This window comes from Citrobacter sp. RHBSTW-00944 (genome assembly GCF_013615435.1).
Taxonomy (GTDB): domain Bacteria; phylum Pseudomonadota; class Gammaproteobacteria; order Enterobacterales; family Enterobacteriaceae; genus Citrobacter; species Citrobacter braakii.
The window spans coordinates 569,087-584,897 of the sequence record NZ_CP055418.1 but is presented as its reverse complement, the minus strand read 5'-3'; the positions used below and the strand labels follow the sequence as shown (position 1 = coordinate 584,897).

Below are 15,811 nucleotides of genomic sequence, written 5' to 3'. Positions count from 1 at the left end.
GATCTTCTCCTGCGATAGTCATCGCCAGCTGCCGTGCAGATACGTTAGATCCAGCGTCAGCGGATCGTCGTCGTGCCACAACATCACCTCGAGATGCAGCGCCAGCGTCTGATGATGCGCATCTTTCACGCTGACAGTTAGCGCCTGAATCCGCGGCTCGTTGCGTAAAATGGCTGCGCGTAGCTGGCGACAATACCAGTTAAGCACCCGCTCATCGCCCGCGTTACATCCGTGCCATTCCGGGACGCCCCAGCTAAGCAACAGCGGTAGTGCGTCATCATCCGCAGGGGCTCGGGAGTTGAATAATCGATTCAACTCCCGGCACACCGACTCTCGTGGGCTTATCTCCTCATCCAGCAGCCTGTCGAATAGCGCAACCGGGATGAAAGGCTCCACCATTAGCTGCCTTTCTTATTCAGCGCCATATCCCAGACGGATGAACTGGTGCCCTGCTGGGTGCCTTCCGATTTCTGGGCGGTGATTTCCCATTTGATTTTGGTGAAGTTCAGCGACATCGTCTCTACCGGCTTACCGCCGGACCCGCCGCTGACGCTCAGGTGCGAGATCACCACGTTACTCAGGGTATAGACAATAAACGGCAGCATCGCGCTATTGTCGTTACGACAGAGCGTCAACTTCGCTTCTTTGATCACCTTCCCGCTACAGCAATACTCATTGAGCACCGGCGTGGCGAGATCGACAAACTTGGTCAGCGACATTTCACCCACGTGCGCCCGCCCGGAAGTACGTTCGGTATTACTGACGTCGTTAGTGACCTGCATCGCCACGTTATGGCTGTAGGACATGATCTCTATCTGATCTTTGAAGCCATAGGCCTGGCTTTCGCCTTTGATATCGTCAAGCTTTAAAAAAATCGCATCCATGGTCTATCTCCTTAGTAATCAAGCGGCAGCTGGCGGCGGCAGTTCAGCCACCAGACGAATTGAGGTGGTCAACTCTTCTAACTGGAAGTGCGGACGCAGGAATACAACGGCGCGATAAACGCCCGGTTTGCCGGGAACATCACTCACGTCCACCCGTGCTTCACGCAGCGGATAACGCGCTTTAATCTCCTGTGGCGCGCTGTCGCGCAGCAACACATAGTCAGCAATCCAGTTATTGAGGTAGCTCTCAACATCATCGCGGCTCATAAAGCTGCCGACCTTGTCGCGCATAATCACCTTCAGGTAATGCGCAAAACGGGAAGCGGCGAGGATGTAAGGCAGCATTGCGGAGATCCGCGCGTTGGCATTGGCCTCCGGGGTGTTGTAGATCCTTGCCTGATTGGTGGTCTGTCCGCCAAAGAACGCGGCGGTGTTGGTATTCTTCTTATGACACAGCACGATGAATCCCAGATCGTTAAGCTCCTTCTCACGCCTGTCGGTAATGGCTATTTCCGTCGGGCAGCGCAGGCTGATATCGCCGGATGGCGTGGAGAACGTATGCGCCGGGAGATCGGATACCAGGCCGCCGCCTTCCGCACCGCGGATCGCCGCACACCAGCCGTATAAGGCAAAAGCTTCGGTAATACGACTGGCCAGCATCCAGGCGGCATTGCCCCACAGATATTTGCTGGCATCAAGGCCGTCGACGTCCTCGATAAAGTTCACGCCTTCCACCGGCACCGTATCCGGGCCGTAAGGCAGGCGCTGCAACACGTGCGGCAGCACTAATGAGACATAGCGGGAGTCGTCGCTTTCGCGGAATGCCCGCCATTTAATCAGCTCGGTGCTTTCGAAGATCTTCGCCAGATCGCGCGGGACACCTAACTCGAGAAACGATCCCATATCAAACAAACGAGGACTGGCAGCGGCGATAAACGGCGCATGCGCGGCCGCCGCGACCTGGGAAAGTTTTTCCAGTAGCGCCACATCCTGCGGATGACGGCCAAACTCGAAATCACCGACCAGCACGCTATAGGGATTCCCCCCAAAAGTACCGTATTCATCCTCATACAATTTCTTAAACAACGTGCTCTGATCGAACTCAACCGCTTTTTCCAGATCGTCCTGCAGTTCTTTGCGCGAAACGTTTAGCAGACGTAATTTCAGTCGGGTGCTGGTCTCCGTATTCATCACAAACTGATGCAGACCGCGCCAGGAGGCTTCCAGTTTCTGCATATCCGGGTGATGCAATACCTCATTCAACTGGCCGCTGATAAGCTCGTCGATCTGCGCGATGCGATGGTTGATCATCGCCACCGTATCGCTTCCTATCGCCATCCCTTCATCAAGAATTTGCGTCGCCAGTTCTTCCAGCATGTCACGCGCGTAGGTCTGTTGTAGCTCATCGCGCGCCATCCGCCCTTCCTGGATAATGCGATCCAGCACGCTCAGCGTGACCGTCTGTCCGCCGTTTTCAGCTTGTTCCTGAACATTTTCCATTGTTCTTCTCCTGATTCAGTTACGCGTTTTCAGCCGGTTTTTCTTCAACGATGGGTCTCAAAGCCTGAAGCTCGGCGTTATCGTTTACCACCTGCTGTAGCAGCGCATCCAAATCGTCGTTACCATCCAGTTTGGTGAGCAGATCACGCAGACGCTGCCGGGCAAGAAACAGTCGCTGAAGGGGTTTAACCTGATTGATAATATTGAGTGGAGAAAAATCATCGAACTCGTTAAAGCACAGCTCAACGTTCAATTTGCTGCCATCATTAGCCAGACGATTTTCAACCTGTATCGCCAGACGAGGTGAGAGGGAGGAAAGCACATCGTCAAAATTATCACGGTCAATTTCGACAAATCGCCGCTCACGTAATTTAGCGGGTGGGCATGCGGGATGTCCGGATAAATCAGCTAAAATACCAACAACTAAGGGAAGCTCTTTCTTCTCAATCGCGCCACCTGTTTCCACATCATACGTTATTTGCACGCGCGGCGGCCTAATACGGTTGAGTTTATGCTGAATGCTCTCGGCCATATTTAATCCTTTTTATTGCAATAGTATCCCTGGCACGACATTTACCGCACCATTATTCGAAAAGTCATATTCATGAATAACTACCCGCAATATAAAAAACACAACACCCAATAAATATCAACTTAATTTTTTACTTTTCACACAAAAAAATAAATTGTTTGATAAAAATCAATTAACAAAAAATTAACCAATAAAAATCAACATGTTACAATTAAAATTGATTATAAAATAATGCTTTGCACTGAAAATATAAATTTAATGAATATTTAAATGTTAACAAATTTTATTACTTAAGATTCATCCAATGATGATTTAAGTCAAAAAAACAACCCCCGCCATTAATTACCTTATTAATGACAATATAAAAGGATTTTATATGACAAACGGCCTATTCCATTCAGCCAATATAATACTATTCAGTATTTTAATTTTACTGAGTAGCGGTTGTTCATTATGGCAAAACCGTGTGGCATTTAATGATGTGGTCATTGAAACCGCAGCAGATGCAAACGATAACACGCCAGTCGCCGTGGATATTGTCGCGATTGCCGATAATGCGTTGCTGCCAACCGTACAATCGCTGAGTGCGACACAGTGGTTTAACGCCAAATCACAACTCCTGCGCGATAGCCCTGACGGGTTGCATGTCTGGTCGCTGGTGAATCGCCACGGATAATCTAGACACTTCCGAGCCGTTGATAATACTGTTTTTCATATTCTGTCGGTGACATCTGTTCGCTAGAACCATGCCGACGCTTACTGTTATAAAACATTTCGATGTAATCAAAAATATCACTGCGGGCTTCTTCTCGCGTTCCGTAGATCTTTTTCTTTATCCGTTCACGTTTCAACAACTGGAAAAAACTTTCTGCAACCGCATTATCATGGCAGTTACCGCGACGGCTCATGCTACCCTCCAGGCCGTGTGATTTCAGGAACGACTGCCACTCATGGCTTGTGTACTGACTGCCCTGATCCGAATGAACCAGCACCTGTTTTTCGGGATTACGCCGCCATACAGCCATCAGCAGTGCGTTCAGGACAATGTCCTTTGTCATCCGGGATTGCATGGACCAGCCGATAATTTTGCGTGAGAACAGATCAACAACAACGGCAAGATACAGCCAGCCTTCGTGGGTCCTGAGTAGAGTAAGAGGCAGGGCGTAGTCGGACTATTTCCCTGCCTCTCCTCCCCGAACCGGACGTGCACCTTTCAGCGCATCCGGCTCTCCATTTAAATGCTGGCGAACGCCATTGCCACTTCTGTAAAGCGCGATGTATACGTGTTTCTGGTCTCCGTCCTCAGATAGGGATTACCTTCGGGTAGCCGCCAGCGGAACAGCTTCTTGCCTTGCCCCACCAACCGGTACAGTATTTCGCCGCTGAGCTTGCCGTGATTGGTTTTACCAAATAAAACCCACGTTTTGCTCTGACCCGGTTTCGGTGATTTACACCACCACCTCATCAGGGAAGCGATACCTGTACGGTATTTGCGGGCCAGCCAGTGAGCCAGCTTCCAGAACACGACACGGTCGATATAACTGAAGACTTTGGCCTTAAAATCAACGAACTGATAGAACATGGCCCAGCCTTTCAGTTTTCGGTTGAGTTGTTCAGCCATATCGACTTTGCTTTCACTGTAGTTGCCTGATAACAGTGCTGTCAGCGATGCGGCGAAGTTTCTGGCTTTCTCCTGCGGGATCGTTGAGACCACTCGCATCTCGCCATAACGACTGCGTTTGCGAATGATCCTGTGCCCCAGAAAGATAAAGCCGTCATTAACATGGGTGATTTTAGTCTTATCCATGTTCAGCCTGAGTTTCAGACTGCCTTCGAGCACACCCCGACACTCCTCCCTGATGGCTTCCGCCTGTGCTTTGGTGCCTTTGACGATGAGGACAAAATCATCGGCATAGCGGCAGTACGCCACCGCGGGTTTCCACTGCCAGTTTTCTCTGACCGCCGTACTTCGGCCCCGTTGGATACTGTTATTCCAGTACCACCGATCTTTTCTGGCTTTCCCGCTCAGGTAGCGCTCATGCAGGTATTGATCGAACTCATTCAGCATGATGTTCGATAATAGCGGCGATATAACACCGCCCTGTGGCACACCTTCACTGGCCGCCCGAAAGAGACCGACATCGATATGTCCCGCCTTGATGGTTTTCCACAGCAGAGTCATGAAACGTGCGTCACTGATCCTGCGGCGTACAGCCTTCATCAGCAGTCGATGATGTACGGTGTCGAAGTAACTGGACAGGTCGCCTTCAATCACCCAGCGTCCCCGGGTTTCACCACAGTCTGTGAGCTGTAATTTCACCGTGCGGATCGCGTGGTGGACACTGCGCTCAGGCCGGAAGCCATATGAGAGCGTATGAAAATCACTCTCCCATATCGGCTCCATCGCCATCAGCATGGCCCGCTGAACAATACGATCCCGCAACGCGGGGATACCCAGTGGTCGCAGTTTGCCGTTGCTTTTAGGGATGTAAACCCGTCTGGCGGGCAAGGGCTGGTAGTGGCCTGAGAGTAATTCATCCCTGAGGATTTGCAGCTCAACAGCCAGTCTGGCCTGTAGCATTGTTTTGTTCACGCCATCAACGCCGGGGGTATGGGCCCCCTTTGATGAAAGCGTGATCCGCGCCGCTTCAGCCAGCCATTCTGGTTGTGTTATCAGACGCAGCAGCCGTTGAATCCGTAGGGACGGATCGGTGACTGCCCATGTGGCAAGCTTGCGTTGCATTTCGCTGATTATCAAAGGTCTTCACCTCGTTAGGTCAGTTAATTCACGTCGCAAACACATTCAAACTGCTTCCCTTCGCCATGTAATGGGCTTTCCCCATCGCGGACTACTACGGAAGCTCCGCCAGCCAGCGCGTCATCGGAGCCATGCCCCCTTAACATCCGTCGCTGACCTTCCCCGGTTTACCTGCCTGGACTCAGGCATACTGAGGAGGCTGCCCGTCGCACTCTTTATCCTTGCTTGCCGCAAGTTGGCAGAGGTCAGCAACGCAAGCGTGATAGACGCTGCTGCCCCGGTGTTTCGCATACATGTCAAAACACCTTCGACCGGCAGTGCTTACGTATCACTGCCAGTTCCTCCTGCACGGCCTGTCAGATCACGTAGGCCGTGGTGACGTTTTCAACCCACAGAGGCGGATTAACGGGTTCATGTTCTTCAGCCTTTCAGTACTTAACCTTGAGGATCATCTCGGCTTAGTGATCTCGCCTCAATCCCCGTTGTCAGCGGGTTACATCACCCTGCGGGCATGCCGCAGGTCACTGCCGCTCAGGTTCTCCACCGTCACACCCGGTGGGATTGTTGGGTTTCTCATCGTGAGTTACCGGTTCAATATTCCAGACAGACTCGCGGTTCATTTAAGCATCCATGCCCGCCCTGAACTCCGGGCACACTGTAGGTTATGTCCGTTACCCAACGCTCATCAGGAGCATCCGGATTGAACTGTCGCTGGAGCCTGTTGGGTGACACGATACTGGCCTCGCCTTTACGTGCCCGCGGGCTTCGGTATCCGACCTGAGCCTTTATTCCGACACGTTTCATCAGTCTCCAGACTCTGTTTACTCCGCACTGTTGCCCGCTGTCACGCAGATCCAGATGGATTTTGCGATAACCATAGACGCATCCCGATTCCAGCCAGAACTGTTTAATCTGTCCTGTCAGTCTCAGGTCTGCCTGATGGCGTTGTGAATGCGGCTGCTGAAGCCAGGCGTAAAAACCACTGGGATGAACATCCAGCACCCGACAGAGCAGGCGAACAGGCCAGCAACAGGAGTTGTCACGGATAAAGGCGTACCTCAGTCGGACAGCTTTGCGAAGTACGCCGCAGCTTCCTGAGAAACTCCCGGTTCACACGCATAACTCGGGATCTTGCTGGAGAGAGTAACCCAGTGATTTTGCCCTTCGTTTAAGCCCGTCGAGTACGCGATTACGGTAGCGCTCTTCATAATAATCCGCGCCAGGATCGACATATTTCTGACCGTATTTAAGGGCATTGTAGAACAGTATTGCCAGTTTTCTTGCCGTTGCAGTGACTGCTTTTGCTTTCCCGATACGGGATGATAATCGACGATAAAAAGCACCCAGCGCTGTATCGCTCCGGCCAATTGTTGTGGCTGCCAGTCTTAGTGCAGCAGCAATTCGACTGGATGAACGCCGTGTTTTCGAGGACAGTACTTTTCCACCGGAGATCTTATTCCCCGGGGACAAACACAGCCACGAGGTAAAATGGCTCGCATCCGGCCAGCGATTCATGTCAGTACCGCATTCGGCAACGAATTTTAGTGCCAGATAAGGTCCGAACCCATGTATCTGTGTCAGGTCTGCTCCGGTAATTTTCCAGAGTAATGGCCTGACATCAAAGGAAAGCTGATTGGGCTGTTTTGTACGATGTCTGGCGGAGGGCAATACTCCTTCAGGCTCTTCAGTTCCGGTGCTGAGCTGCAATAATGAAGTTTCGATTTGATCATCACACTCACGGATTTTTTCCTGGTAAAAATCGAAAAATGCCACCGACTGTTCAAGTGCAAAAAGATGTTCAGGCTGCCAGTTCCCTGTCAGTGCCTGTTGAAGAACCTCTGGCGTCTTTTTACATCTGACATCACGATACTGGATCAATACTGAAGGATCGCGCTCACCACTGACAATAGCTCTGACGATTGAAAGACCGGTAACGCCAGTAATATCCGATACGGCATGATGCAATTGAACATTCATCTGCATCAACGCCTTCTGCATATGTTGGATATGAGCAGCCCGGTATTCAGTCAGGCGTTCCCGTTGTCTCAAATAAGACCTGAGTACGGAAATGTCGTGTTCAGGTCTGAAACTGGCCCGAAGAAGGCCAAATGAATGCAGCTTCTGCAGCCACTGTGCGTCATTGACATCAGTCTTGCGACCGGGAACATTTTTTGCGTCTCTGGCATTAACAAGGATCACATTGAAACCCGCAGCCTCAAGGATCTCAAAAGCAGGCAACCAGTAAACGCCAGTGGACTCCATGGCAATGGTCGTAATGTGACAGGTTTTGAGCCAGTCGGACATCCGATGAAGGTCGCCAGTGAAACTTTGAAAAGTTCTGACCGGCTCGGCGTCAGCATCCGGTGGAACGGCGACTACGTGGAATTCAGCGCCAATATCAACGCCCGCAGCATGAGGATGGATAACAGACATTCGGGAGGATTTTTTCATGGAAATCTCCTTGCTCATTTTTCGATGAACGAAGGAGGGGACGACGGAGAAATCACCTTCCTGAACGGGATCAAAGTCACCACTGCCGGATCCGCCACAGTCCCTGAACCATGTTTTTTTACGGGGTCATACCACCAAAAGGCCGACGGCTGCTTCCTTCGCTAAATTAGCCTGCCAACTTTTCCGGGGAGTTTCTGAGACTCAGGACGGGGTTTCACCCATGGACAGTTTTTTAATATGTCCCGTTCGTCGGTAACCCGTTTCAGCTCTTTCTGGAGACGGCGGATCTCGGCCTGAGCATCTGACTGTTCTTTATTAGTGGAAGAATCCGGACCGTACTTCTTTATCCAGGCATAAAGGCTGTGGGTGGTGATATCGAGACGTGTTGCAACGCTGGCAACAGAATAACCGCGATCAACAACCTGTTTGACTGCTTCAGTTTTAAACTCTTCGGGATAACGCTTACCGCTCATGGGCACCTCTCTTTAAGCCATCTTAAATGACTCTGAGGTGTCTGTTAAACCCGTGGCGATTCACTGGAGCTGGTGCCGGATTCGCGTTTTGTGACCAAAAGCTCCCCTCTGCACGGCGTTAAGGCAGAGGCAATTCTGCTGTTTGCCCGCTACAGCAGCGCAGGAGAACACCGATTAACACTGGAAAAAGCAGATTCACTGCATCTGTTACTAATGACGGATGAAGCCGTCCTGGCACCATGAACAAGGAAGGGACTATGAGCACAATTCCGGCAATGGTTTGCTGGTATGAAGGGATGGCAATGCTACCTCAACATTTCCAGTTGCAGGCATTGCGTAATGAAACACTTTGTGCCGCGCTCACCGGGTGCGCTAATCCGTGGTTCTGGGGCGTCAACCGGCTCCAGATTGACGAGGCTGCGCTGTGTGCAGGAACGCTGCGTATTTTGCGCCTGGAGGCGATGATGCCCGATGGCACGCCGGTCAATTATGACATTAGCGACGATTTATCGCTGGAGTTTGACTGCGCCCGCTTGCTGCCTGCCGCGCCAGACAGTGAACATATCCTTTGGCTGGCGCTGCCGCCGCTAAACCGTGCCGGACAGTGGCAGTTGATGAATAGCCGCTATCGCTCAGTCAACAGCGCCCCGCTACCTGACCTGAGTAGCGGTGAATTCCCCGAGAGCATTTCGCAATGGCAGCCCGTACCGCGTCTGGTTTGCCAGCACGATCGCGCTGATTTCGTCTGTCTGCCGCTGCTGCAGGTTGTGTATAGCGAAGGTGGATTTCGTCAGAGCGAGTGGTTCCCCCCCTCTCCCGCCTTCAACGAAGAGAGTTATCTGGCACGCCAAACCCGACAACTCTGCCTGCAGGCAAGAGAAAAAATTCTGTTTCTGAGCCGTGAAATGCAGTTGGCGCAACACGGACAACGCACCAACGACTGGCTATGGCTTACGCTGTCACTGCATAGTATCCAGGGAGCGTTGCCGCTGGTGGAAAGCTTGCTCAGCAGCGGGCGGCCACATCCACAGGATCTTTACCGCGCGCTGTGTCTCTTTATCGGACAAACGGCAATACTGACTCAGCATAAAACGCTGCCCCTGCTGCCAACCTTTGATTATCAGAACATGCTGCCCGCATTTGCCTCTCTTTTCACCGTACTGAAAAACCAGTTGGCACATATTCATCGCCGCTATCAGCGGCTGAATTTCAGCAAGCTGGATAACTCTTTTTCACTGCAACTCCCTACAGATATCCACGCGGGAGAGCAGGTGGTGATAGGCCTGCTGATGCCCGGAGACAACGCCTCCAAAGCTGAAAAGTGGTTACAAATGAGTCTTATCACCAGCCAACCCTTTGTACCTGTTCTGCGTCGTCAGCGGATGCACGGGATGACTTTCACGCCGCTGGCTGCAGAGCAGCGCAGTGACTGGGAAATCGACGGCAAGGTGGCCCTGTTTACCCTGATCCTTACCATCCAGTGGTTTGAAAAAGGGACGCCGTTGGTTATTGCCCCATTGCATGAAACAGAGGATATGCCGCAGCAGATCATGCTCTACCGTCAGGAGGATCGCCATGACAATCGCCAATCCTGATATGCCTGCCAGCCGTCTGTTTGATGAGATTTACACCCGCTGGCTGGCGCAGTTCGAACGCTGGAAACGCACTCCGCTACCGCCAGATGAGTTGCATAATCAGGCCCTTGTATACGCCAGTCAGGTGGTAGAAGAGTATAACCGACGCCTGACCCGCGAACTGGGTTCGCCGTTTCAGCAGCAGATTGACGCGTCCGTTTATGCCCTGGTCGCGCTGATTGATGAGTCCGTACTCTATGGTGACTGGCCCGCGCTCTCCCTGTGGCAGTCCTGCCCGCTGGAGTATCATTTGTGGCAAACCCATAGCGCTGGGGACCAGATCCCCCGCCTGATCACCGCTCTGCTCAATGAACGTAACCCAGGAAAGCGGGATTTAGCCGCGCTGTATTTGCGCTGCCTGACGCTGGGGTTTGGTTCCCGACGTGGCGATTTTAACCTGCAGAATCATCAGGAAACCTGCCGCCTGCTGTGGCATTTTGCCTTTCAGCATGACGCTCAGCTCAGTGATATTGCCGAACGCATGGAATCGGCCGCGCTGGGGACGCCTTTACACCTTCCGGCGCATCGCCGCCTGCCAGACAATTCGCGCCTGCATCTCATCGCCCTCGTTATACTTTTGGCGTTATTGCTGTTGAGTCAGCGACTGTGGCTAAGTATTGAAGATGCCATCGGCGTAAATTCGCTGCCAGATTTCCCGGTAACCCAGTCCTGCCAGGGAGATGATAAGTGACGCAACCCTGGCTTACGCTACTGATTATTCTCCTGGTGCTGTTGGCGATGACTCTCTGGTGCGTCTGGTGGCAATGGGAATACCGAAACGATACGTTCAACCGTGCGCAAAAGGAGATCCAGCGAGCCTGTACCAGTCAGGATCCTTACGACAGTATGCGAATCCTGATGCTTGGCGACGAAGAGGATAACCGTCTGCTGTGCCGCAGTTGGTCACTTACCGACGGCCAGGAATACTGGTTCGGGCAATGGTGGTTTAATCCTCAGTGCAGCCTTCTGTGCCTGCCGCAAACGCTACAAACCGTTGGGAAGAAGCGGCTAATCCGTCAGAATGACTGGCAGAAGACGCTGTCTGCGTTGGTGAAAAGCCGCCCCCAGCGACCACTGGATGCACTGATTATCACCCTTTCATTAGAGACGCTGCATGACGATGATACCGTCCGCGCCAGCTTATTGCATAACTGTCAGCAGTTGCAGCAGGTGTGCGGACTGAGTCTGCCAATTTACCTGATCATCAGCGGCATGGAATCACTGGAAGGTACAGCCGATCTGCTGGAGCTATTGCCGGAAGATGCTCGCCGCAGTCCGATTGGCAGCACAATTCCGGTCGCCAGAGAAGCCATTTGGAAACCGCAGTGGATCGACAATGCGCTGGACAATACCCGGACTTCGCTGCGGCTGTTCATCACCGAGCTTGGCGCGCTGCGAGGCAACACGCCGGAGGAATTATTCCGCTTGCCAGAAAGCTTCCCGCCGCTTGCCGCACCGTTGCATGACGCTTTTGACGCCCTGTTTAACAGTCATGCCCGCGATGAGCCACCGCAGCTGCGCGGGATCTGGTTTGTTGCCCGTACGCTGGACCATGACAAACCACAGATGCAGTTTTGTCAGTCGCTACTGAGCAGCAAAATTACCGCTGAGCGCGGTCTCGCGCTTCCGGTGCGCCGTTTGCTGCGCGTGAATTTACGCCGCCATTTCATCACTCTCGCGTGCTATAGCTGCCTTTGCGTTCTTTGGCTTGTCGCGATGACCTGGAGTTGGCAATACCAGCACACCCATGCCGTACTATTGCATGATCGTCTGCAGGTCCTCGCCACAGCCGTCCGGGCCGATATCACTGGTGAGCGTTCCACCGCGCTGTACTGGCGCGTTCTCAATGGCATTCCACAGTGGCAGTTTCGTTCCATCGTCTGGCCCGGCTCGCTGTTCAGCCGCACCGATACAAAATTGCGCGAGACGTTTAACAACGTCACCCTGGCTAGCCTGCTGGTACCAGCCACCAACAGTATCTGCCTGCAAAATCACAATGAAAGGGGCTTTGAGCAGGACGATTTGCTACCCGAAGAGCGTTACCGGCAAATTCAGAACTTGCTCACTCAGGCAAAACAAATGGAGTCGCGCTATTTGCCGTTGCTACAATTAATGCAGATGAAGCAACCGACTGTGCAGACGTTGGCAAACGTCAGCGCCAGCGTTTGGGGCGTGACCGTTGACACCGACTCTTTACCCTCCCAGGAAAAGCTCAACGAGATGTTTGCCACTCTCAATCTCTCGCGTCTGAAATTACCCGACGCTAGCGAGCTGACTCAGCGCAACAGCGTACTTTTTTCTCACGAAACCATGCGCTGGCTGGAGCAAAACTATGGCAATACCAGCCTGGATAACAACGAAGAGCAGCTCGAACAACTGTTGGCGCTGTTTGGCAATGGCACCGGGGTTACCCCCTTGTTCGTCCGCTCGCTGGTCCGCCAGGTCAGCCGCTTACAAGCAACACTGACGACCATTAATAACCTGAGTCGTGACGCAACAAATTCGCCAATCAGACTGCCACTGGATGAGCTGCTCACGCAGGCACGAACCCTTAAGCTTATCGACAACAGCGTGGTTCAGGAACTGCTCCGCCACGAAACCCTACTGCGCCAACGCTTTCTGGCGCAGGTTGATGGCTCCAGGCTGCACTTCTCCTCATTAACCGAGCAATCCCCGGAAGGACAATTCAGCGTATCGCCGGATCTTCTGGCATTACAAAAAAGCTTGCGTGATTTACTTAACCAACCCTTCTGGCAGCAGGGGGCAAGCCAGCCTACCGAGCTCTCCGTCGGTTATCCTGGCAACCTGCAACTTCAGCAGGCGCTGGCGCTGTATGGCGGATTTGAACGATTTATGCAGCAGCTTCCAGACAGCATCTGGCGATCTAAAATCACCATGCTGGCGCGACAGGCGGTGGAAAACGCCATACGTCAGGCGCTATACACAGGGGCCACCGGAACCCCGGATAACAGCAATGTCAGCACCGCCAGCGCGGATTACATCATTGAAGCCTTCAACCAGCTTAATCGTCCTCAGCTTGCCATCGCATTGCGCCAACAAACGGCGGCCCAGGTGATTGCACGGGTGCGTCAGGACGGCGGCGCGTTACTTCCGCCGATTACCCCTCCGGCGGTCAATTTCGCGACGACAGAACAGGCGCAGGCCAGCGGACAGAAAATTATCGGATGGGCTAGCGCCCAGGCAGAACAAATCTCTGGCGCATTAACCCGCTATCAGCAGGATATTGACTGGCTCGATAAACAGCGCCCATGGCTAAGCGCGACGGATAACCAGCTTATCGTTCGCTGGAGCAGTTCACTGGCAACAATGCAACGGTTGCAGCAGCAGGATCCTGGCAGTCCACCGATGCAAATGACCACTCTTGCCGCCGCGTTACCCATACTATCCGCCCAGAATTGCCAGAGTGAACTGGCGCAGTTTCGCAGCGCTGGCGGTAACGATTTTTACAGCCAATCGCTGAACGCGCTGGTAAACGCATCATGGCAAAAATGTCAGCAGTTACGCCAACAAGCCAGCATTGGCGCGGTACAGAAGATCTTCAATCTGTACAACACCTGGCTTGCAGGGCGCTTCCCGTTTACCGCCGCGGCACACGCACCGGATGCTGATGTCGATCGGGTACGTGAACTGACTCTTTTGCTGGCGCAACTCCCCGCCGAAACGCTATCCGAACAGCCGCCACTCATTCAACAACTGGCAGCGGCACAGCCGTTACTGTCGGCGTTGGTCAGCCCTGAAGGCGTGACGTTACGGGTTATCTGGCGGACCTCACGCAACCATGAGGCTGGCGCGGATCAGATTGCCGACTGGCGGCTTGTTGGCAATCAACAATCGATTAGCTACCCCGGCGGGACGACTGACCTGCACTGGCGCAGCGGTGATAGCCTGAACTTTAGTCTGCGCTGGGCAGCCAATTCCGCATGGCGTCCAATGCCAGGTCTGTCACAGACAGGCGTAACGGTAAGCGGTGATACTGGTCGTTGGCGCTGGCAGGGAGCGTGGGCACTGCTCAGGATGATTGAACAACAGCGCGTCGGTGGCGCACTGACGCAACCGCTGCCGCTGCGTTTTTCGCTCCCCGTGGGCGATGGTCAGAAGCAATTGCAGTCAACCGTATTTTGGCAGGTCACGTTGTTAGATGCCCAAAGCAAAGCGCCGCTACCATGGATACCGCTTACCGAGCAGGGATTATCAGGAGGAAAATGATGGAACATATTGAGGCATTACTGGCCCCCATTCAGGCGGATAATCCGTGCGGAGACTCTATCCGTTATTCACCAGAGTTCGACCAGTTGGTCACCGCCCGCCAGCAGGATGACGAAACGCTGCCCACCGGCGTCTGGCAAAGTACGCCGCGCCGCGCCGACTGGGATGAAGTCGCCAAAATCGCTACTGTGCTGACGAAAACGCTCAGTAAGGATCTGGTCATTATGAGCTGGTTGGGTGAGGCATGGATTAGAGTTCACGGCTTAGCAGCCCTGCCCAATGCACTGGAATTAGTGACCCTGGCGCTGGAGCAATACCCGGAACAATTACATCCTAAAATTAAAGAAGGTGACTATGACTATCGCGCCGCGCCACTGTGCTGGATAGCGCAACATTACGCCACGCTGGTCGCTGAATCCCCGCTGTTTATAGCTCATGGGGAAAACATCTCCCTGATCCAGTGGCAGCAGGGAAAATTAGCTGACGTTCCGCTGCCTGGCGCGGACGAGGCCACCATATTATCCCTGACATCCAGCATGGAGTGGCTCCAACGGCTCAACAACGTCTGTCAGAGTTGGCCTACCGAATCGGCACCTTCATTTAATGTACTGGAGCAAAAAATCAAAACCTGCCTGCAGGCGTTGGGCAACACCTTGCCGGAACAGTCGCAACCTGTCGGGCAAGAAGCCGCATCAACGGTCAGCAACGGCGCCACGTTTCTTCACCGCGAAGAGGCGTATCAGATGATTAAACAGGTGGCAGACTATCTGGCGCGTACCGAGCCCCACAGTCCGGTACCGTATCTACTGTACCGGGCCTATACCTGGGGACATACACCACTGCCGGAACTGCTCAATGAACTGATTACTGGTGATGAGTCCGCTCGCCGACTGTGGAGACAATTGGGGGTACTGCCATGAGTTGTCCTGCCGTATGTACAGGTGCGATGCTGCAATGCTCGTTTGGCATAGCACCTGGCACACTGAACGTGTTGCCCACCAGCCGAACTATCGTCAACAGCCTGCCAATGGCGAATATTATGGATAACAAACCTTTTGTAAACATTCTGCCGTTCGGCATGTGCAACAGCATCGCCAACCCGATCGTTGCTGCTGCAACCGCCGCGGCGCTCGGCGTGCTAACACCAATGCCGTGCATCCCCACCACACCGGCCCCTTGGGCACCAGGCTCACCCACGGTATTAGTGGGCAATATTCCCGCTCTCACCGCCCAGTCACAGTTGCTCTGCATGTGGGGCGGCGTTATCCAGATTAGCTTCCCCGGGCAGGTAACGACCGTCGTCACGTGATGTTATGCCCTTGAAAATAAGGGTAACAGTTGCAGGAGACGAC

13 protein-coding genes and 3 pseudogenes are annotated in these 15,811 nt (G+C 53.2%); 7 read left to right on the top strand and 9 right to left on the bottom strand.

Annotated features, from left to right (window positions below):
* Nucleotides 1–18 precede the first annotated feature (18 nt).
* The 4 genes from HV334_RS02790 to tssB are packed head-to-tail and all read right to left on the bottom strand — an operon-like array spanning nucleotide 19 to nucleotide 2,916.
* Nucleotides 19–399, bottom strand: a complete 381-nt coding sequence (locus HV334_RS02790) for a GPW/gp25 family protein (RefSeq protein ID WP_016155552.1) — start codon at nucleotides 397–399, stop codon at nucleotides 19–21.
* The gene (locus HV334_RS02785; RefSeq protein ID WP_181221145.1) at nucleotides 399–884 is read right to left on the bottom strand and encodes an Hcp family type VI secretion system effector; all 486 of its coding nucleotides are present in this window, start codon (nucleotides 882–884) and stop codon (nucleotides 399–401) included. Before HV334_RS02785 ends, HV334_RS02790 begins: the two co-directional genes overlap by 1 nt.
* Before the next feature lie 18 nt (nucleotides 885–902).
* Complete coding sequence (tssC, locus tag HV334_RS02780; RefSeq protein ID WP_016155550.1) at nucleotides 903–2,384, bottom strand: type VI secretion system contractile sheath large subunit; 1,482 nt, start codon at nucleotides 2,382–2,384, stop codon at nucleotides 903–905.
* 19 nt (nucleotides 2,385–2,403) lie between these two features.
* Complete coding sequence (gene tssB / locus HV334_RS02775) at nucleotides 2,404–2,916, bottom strand: type VI secretion system contractile sheath small subunit (protein WP_016155549.1); 513 nt, start codon at nucleotides 2,914–2,916, stop codon at nucleotides 2,404–2,406.
* 466 nt (nucleotides 2,917–3,382) lie between these two features.
* Between tssB and HV334_RS02770 the strand changes: the two genes are divergently transcribed.
* Nucleotides 3,383–3,592 carry a hypothetical protein gene (locus HV334_RS02770; RefSeq protein ID WP_249415052.1) on the top strand — a complete coding sequence of 70 codons (210 nt, stop codon included), beginning with the start codon at nucleotides 3,383–3,385 and terminating at the stop codon, nucleotides 3,590–3,592.
* Between the two features lies 1 nt (nucleotide 3,593).
* Here the strand turns inward: HV334_RS02770 and HV334_RS02765 are convergent.
* The 5 genes and pseudogenes from HV334_RS02765 to HV334_RS02745 all read right to left on the bottom strand — a co-directional run.
* Nucleotides 3,594–4,070: pseudogene (locus tag HV334_RS02765) on the bottom strand (IS3 family transposase); the annotation flags it as partial.
* Between the two features lie 80 nt (nucleotides 4,071–4,150).
* Complete coding sequence (gene ltrA, locus HV334_RS02760) at nucleotides 4,151–5,659, bottom strand: group II intron reverse transcriptase/maturase (RefSeq protein WP_001189123.1); 1,509 nt, start codon at nucleotides 5,657–5,659, stop codon at nucleotides 4,151–4,153.
* 672 nt (nucleotides 5,660–6,331) lie between these two features.
* Nucleotides 6,332–6,766 (bottom strand): annotated as a pseudogene (locus HV334_RS02755) (IS3 family transposase); the annotation flags it as partial.
* Nucleotides 6,767–6,784: 18 nt separating this feature from the next.
* Nucleotides 6,785–8,125: an IS110 family transposase gene (locus tag HV334_RS02750; protein WP_008786676.1), complete on the bottom strand. Its 1,341-nt coding sequence runs from the start codon at nucleotides 8,123–8,125 to the stop codon at nucleotides 6,785–6,787.
* 230 nt (nucleotides 8,126–8,355) lie between these two features.
* Nucleotides 8,356–8,598: pseudogene (locus HV334_RS02745) on the bottom strand (transposase); the annotation flags it as partial.
* Nucleotides 8,599–8,688: 90 nt separating this feature from the next.
* Between HV334_RS02745 and HV334_RS02740 the strand changes: the two are divergent.
* The 6 genes from HV334_RS02740 to HV334_RS02715 are packed head-to-tail and all read left to right on the top strand — an operon-like array spanning nucleotide 8,689 to nucleotide 15,768.
* A complete protein-coding gene (locus tag HV334_RS02740) occupies nucleotides 8,689–8,841 on the top strand; it encodes a hypothetical protein (RefSeq protein WP_249415051.1) in 153 nt (50 codons plus the stop codon).
* A 14-nt stretch (nucleotides 8,842–8,855) separates the two neighbouring features.
* On the top strand, nucleotides 8,856–10,193 hold the full coding sequence (gene tssK, locus HV334_RS02735; RefSeq protein ID WP_181221144.1) for a type VI secretion system baseplate subunit TssK: 1,338 nt from the start codon (nucleotides 8,856–8,858) through the stop codon (nucleotides 10,191–10,193).
* Nucleotides 10,174–10,923 carry a DotU family type IV/VI secretion system protein gene (locus HV334_RS02730; RefSeq protein ID WP_103766895.1) on the top strand — a complete coding sequence of 250 codons (750 nt, stop codon included), beginning with the start codon at nucleotides 10,174–10,176 and terminating at the stop codon, nucleotides 10,921–10,923. Before tssK ends, HV334_RS02730 begins: the two co-directional genes overlap by 20 nt.
* Nucleotides 10,920–14,459, top strand: coding sequence for a type VI secretion protein IcmF/TssM N-terminal domain-containing protein (locus HV334_RS02725; protein ID WP_181221143.1), 3,540 nt, complete (start codon nucleotides 10,920–10,922; stop codon nucleotides 14,457–14,459). Before HV334_RS02730 ends, HV334_RS02725 begins: the two co-directional genes overlap by 4 nt.
* Nucleotides 14,456–15,379 (top strand): type VI secretion system ImpA family N-terminal domain-containing protein, encoded by a 924-nt coding sequence (locus HV334_RS02720; protein ID WP_249415050.1) that lies wholly within the window; start codon nucleotides 14,456–14,458, stop codon nucleotides 15,377–15,379. The genes HV334_RS02725 and HV334_RS02720 overlap by 4 nt, the downstream gene beginning before the upstream one ends.
* Nucleotides 15,376–15,768 (top strand): DUF4280 domain-containing protein, encoded by a 393-nt coding sequence (locus HV334_RS02715; protein ID WP_103766898.1) that lies wholly within the window; start codon nucleotides 15,376–15,378, stop codon nucleotides 15,766–15,768. The genes HV334_RS02720 and HV334_RS02715 overlap by 4 nt, the downstream gene beginning before the upstream one ends.
* Nucleotides 15,769–15,811 lie beyond the last annotated feature (43 nt).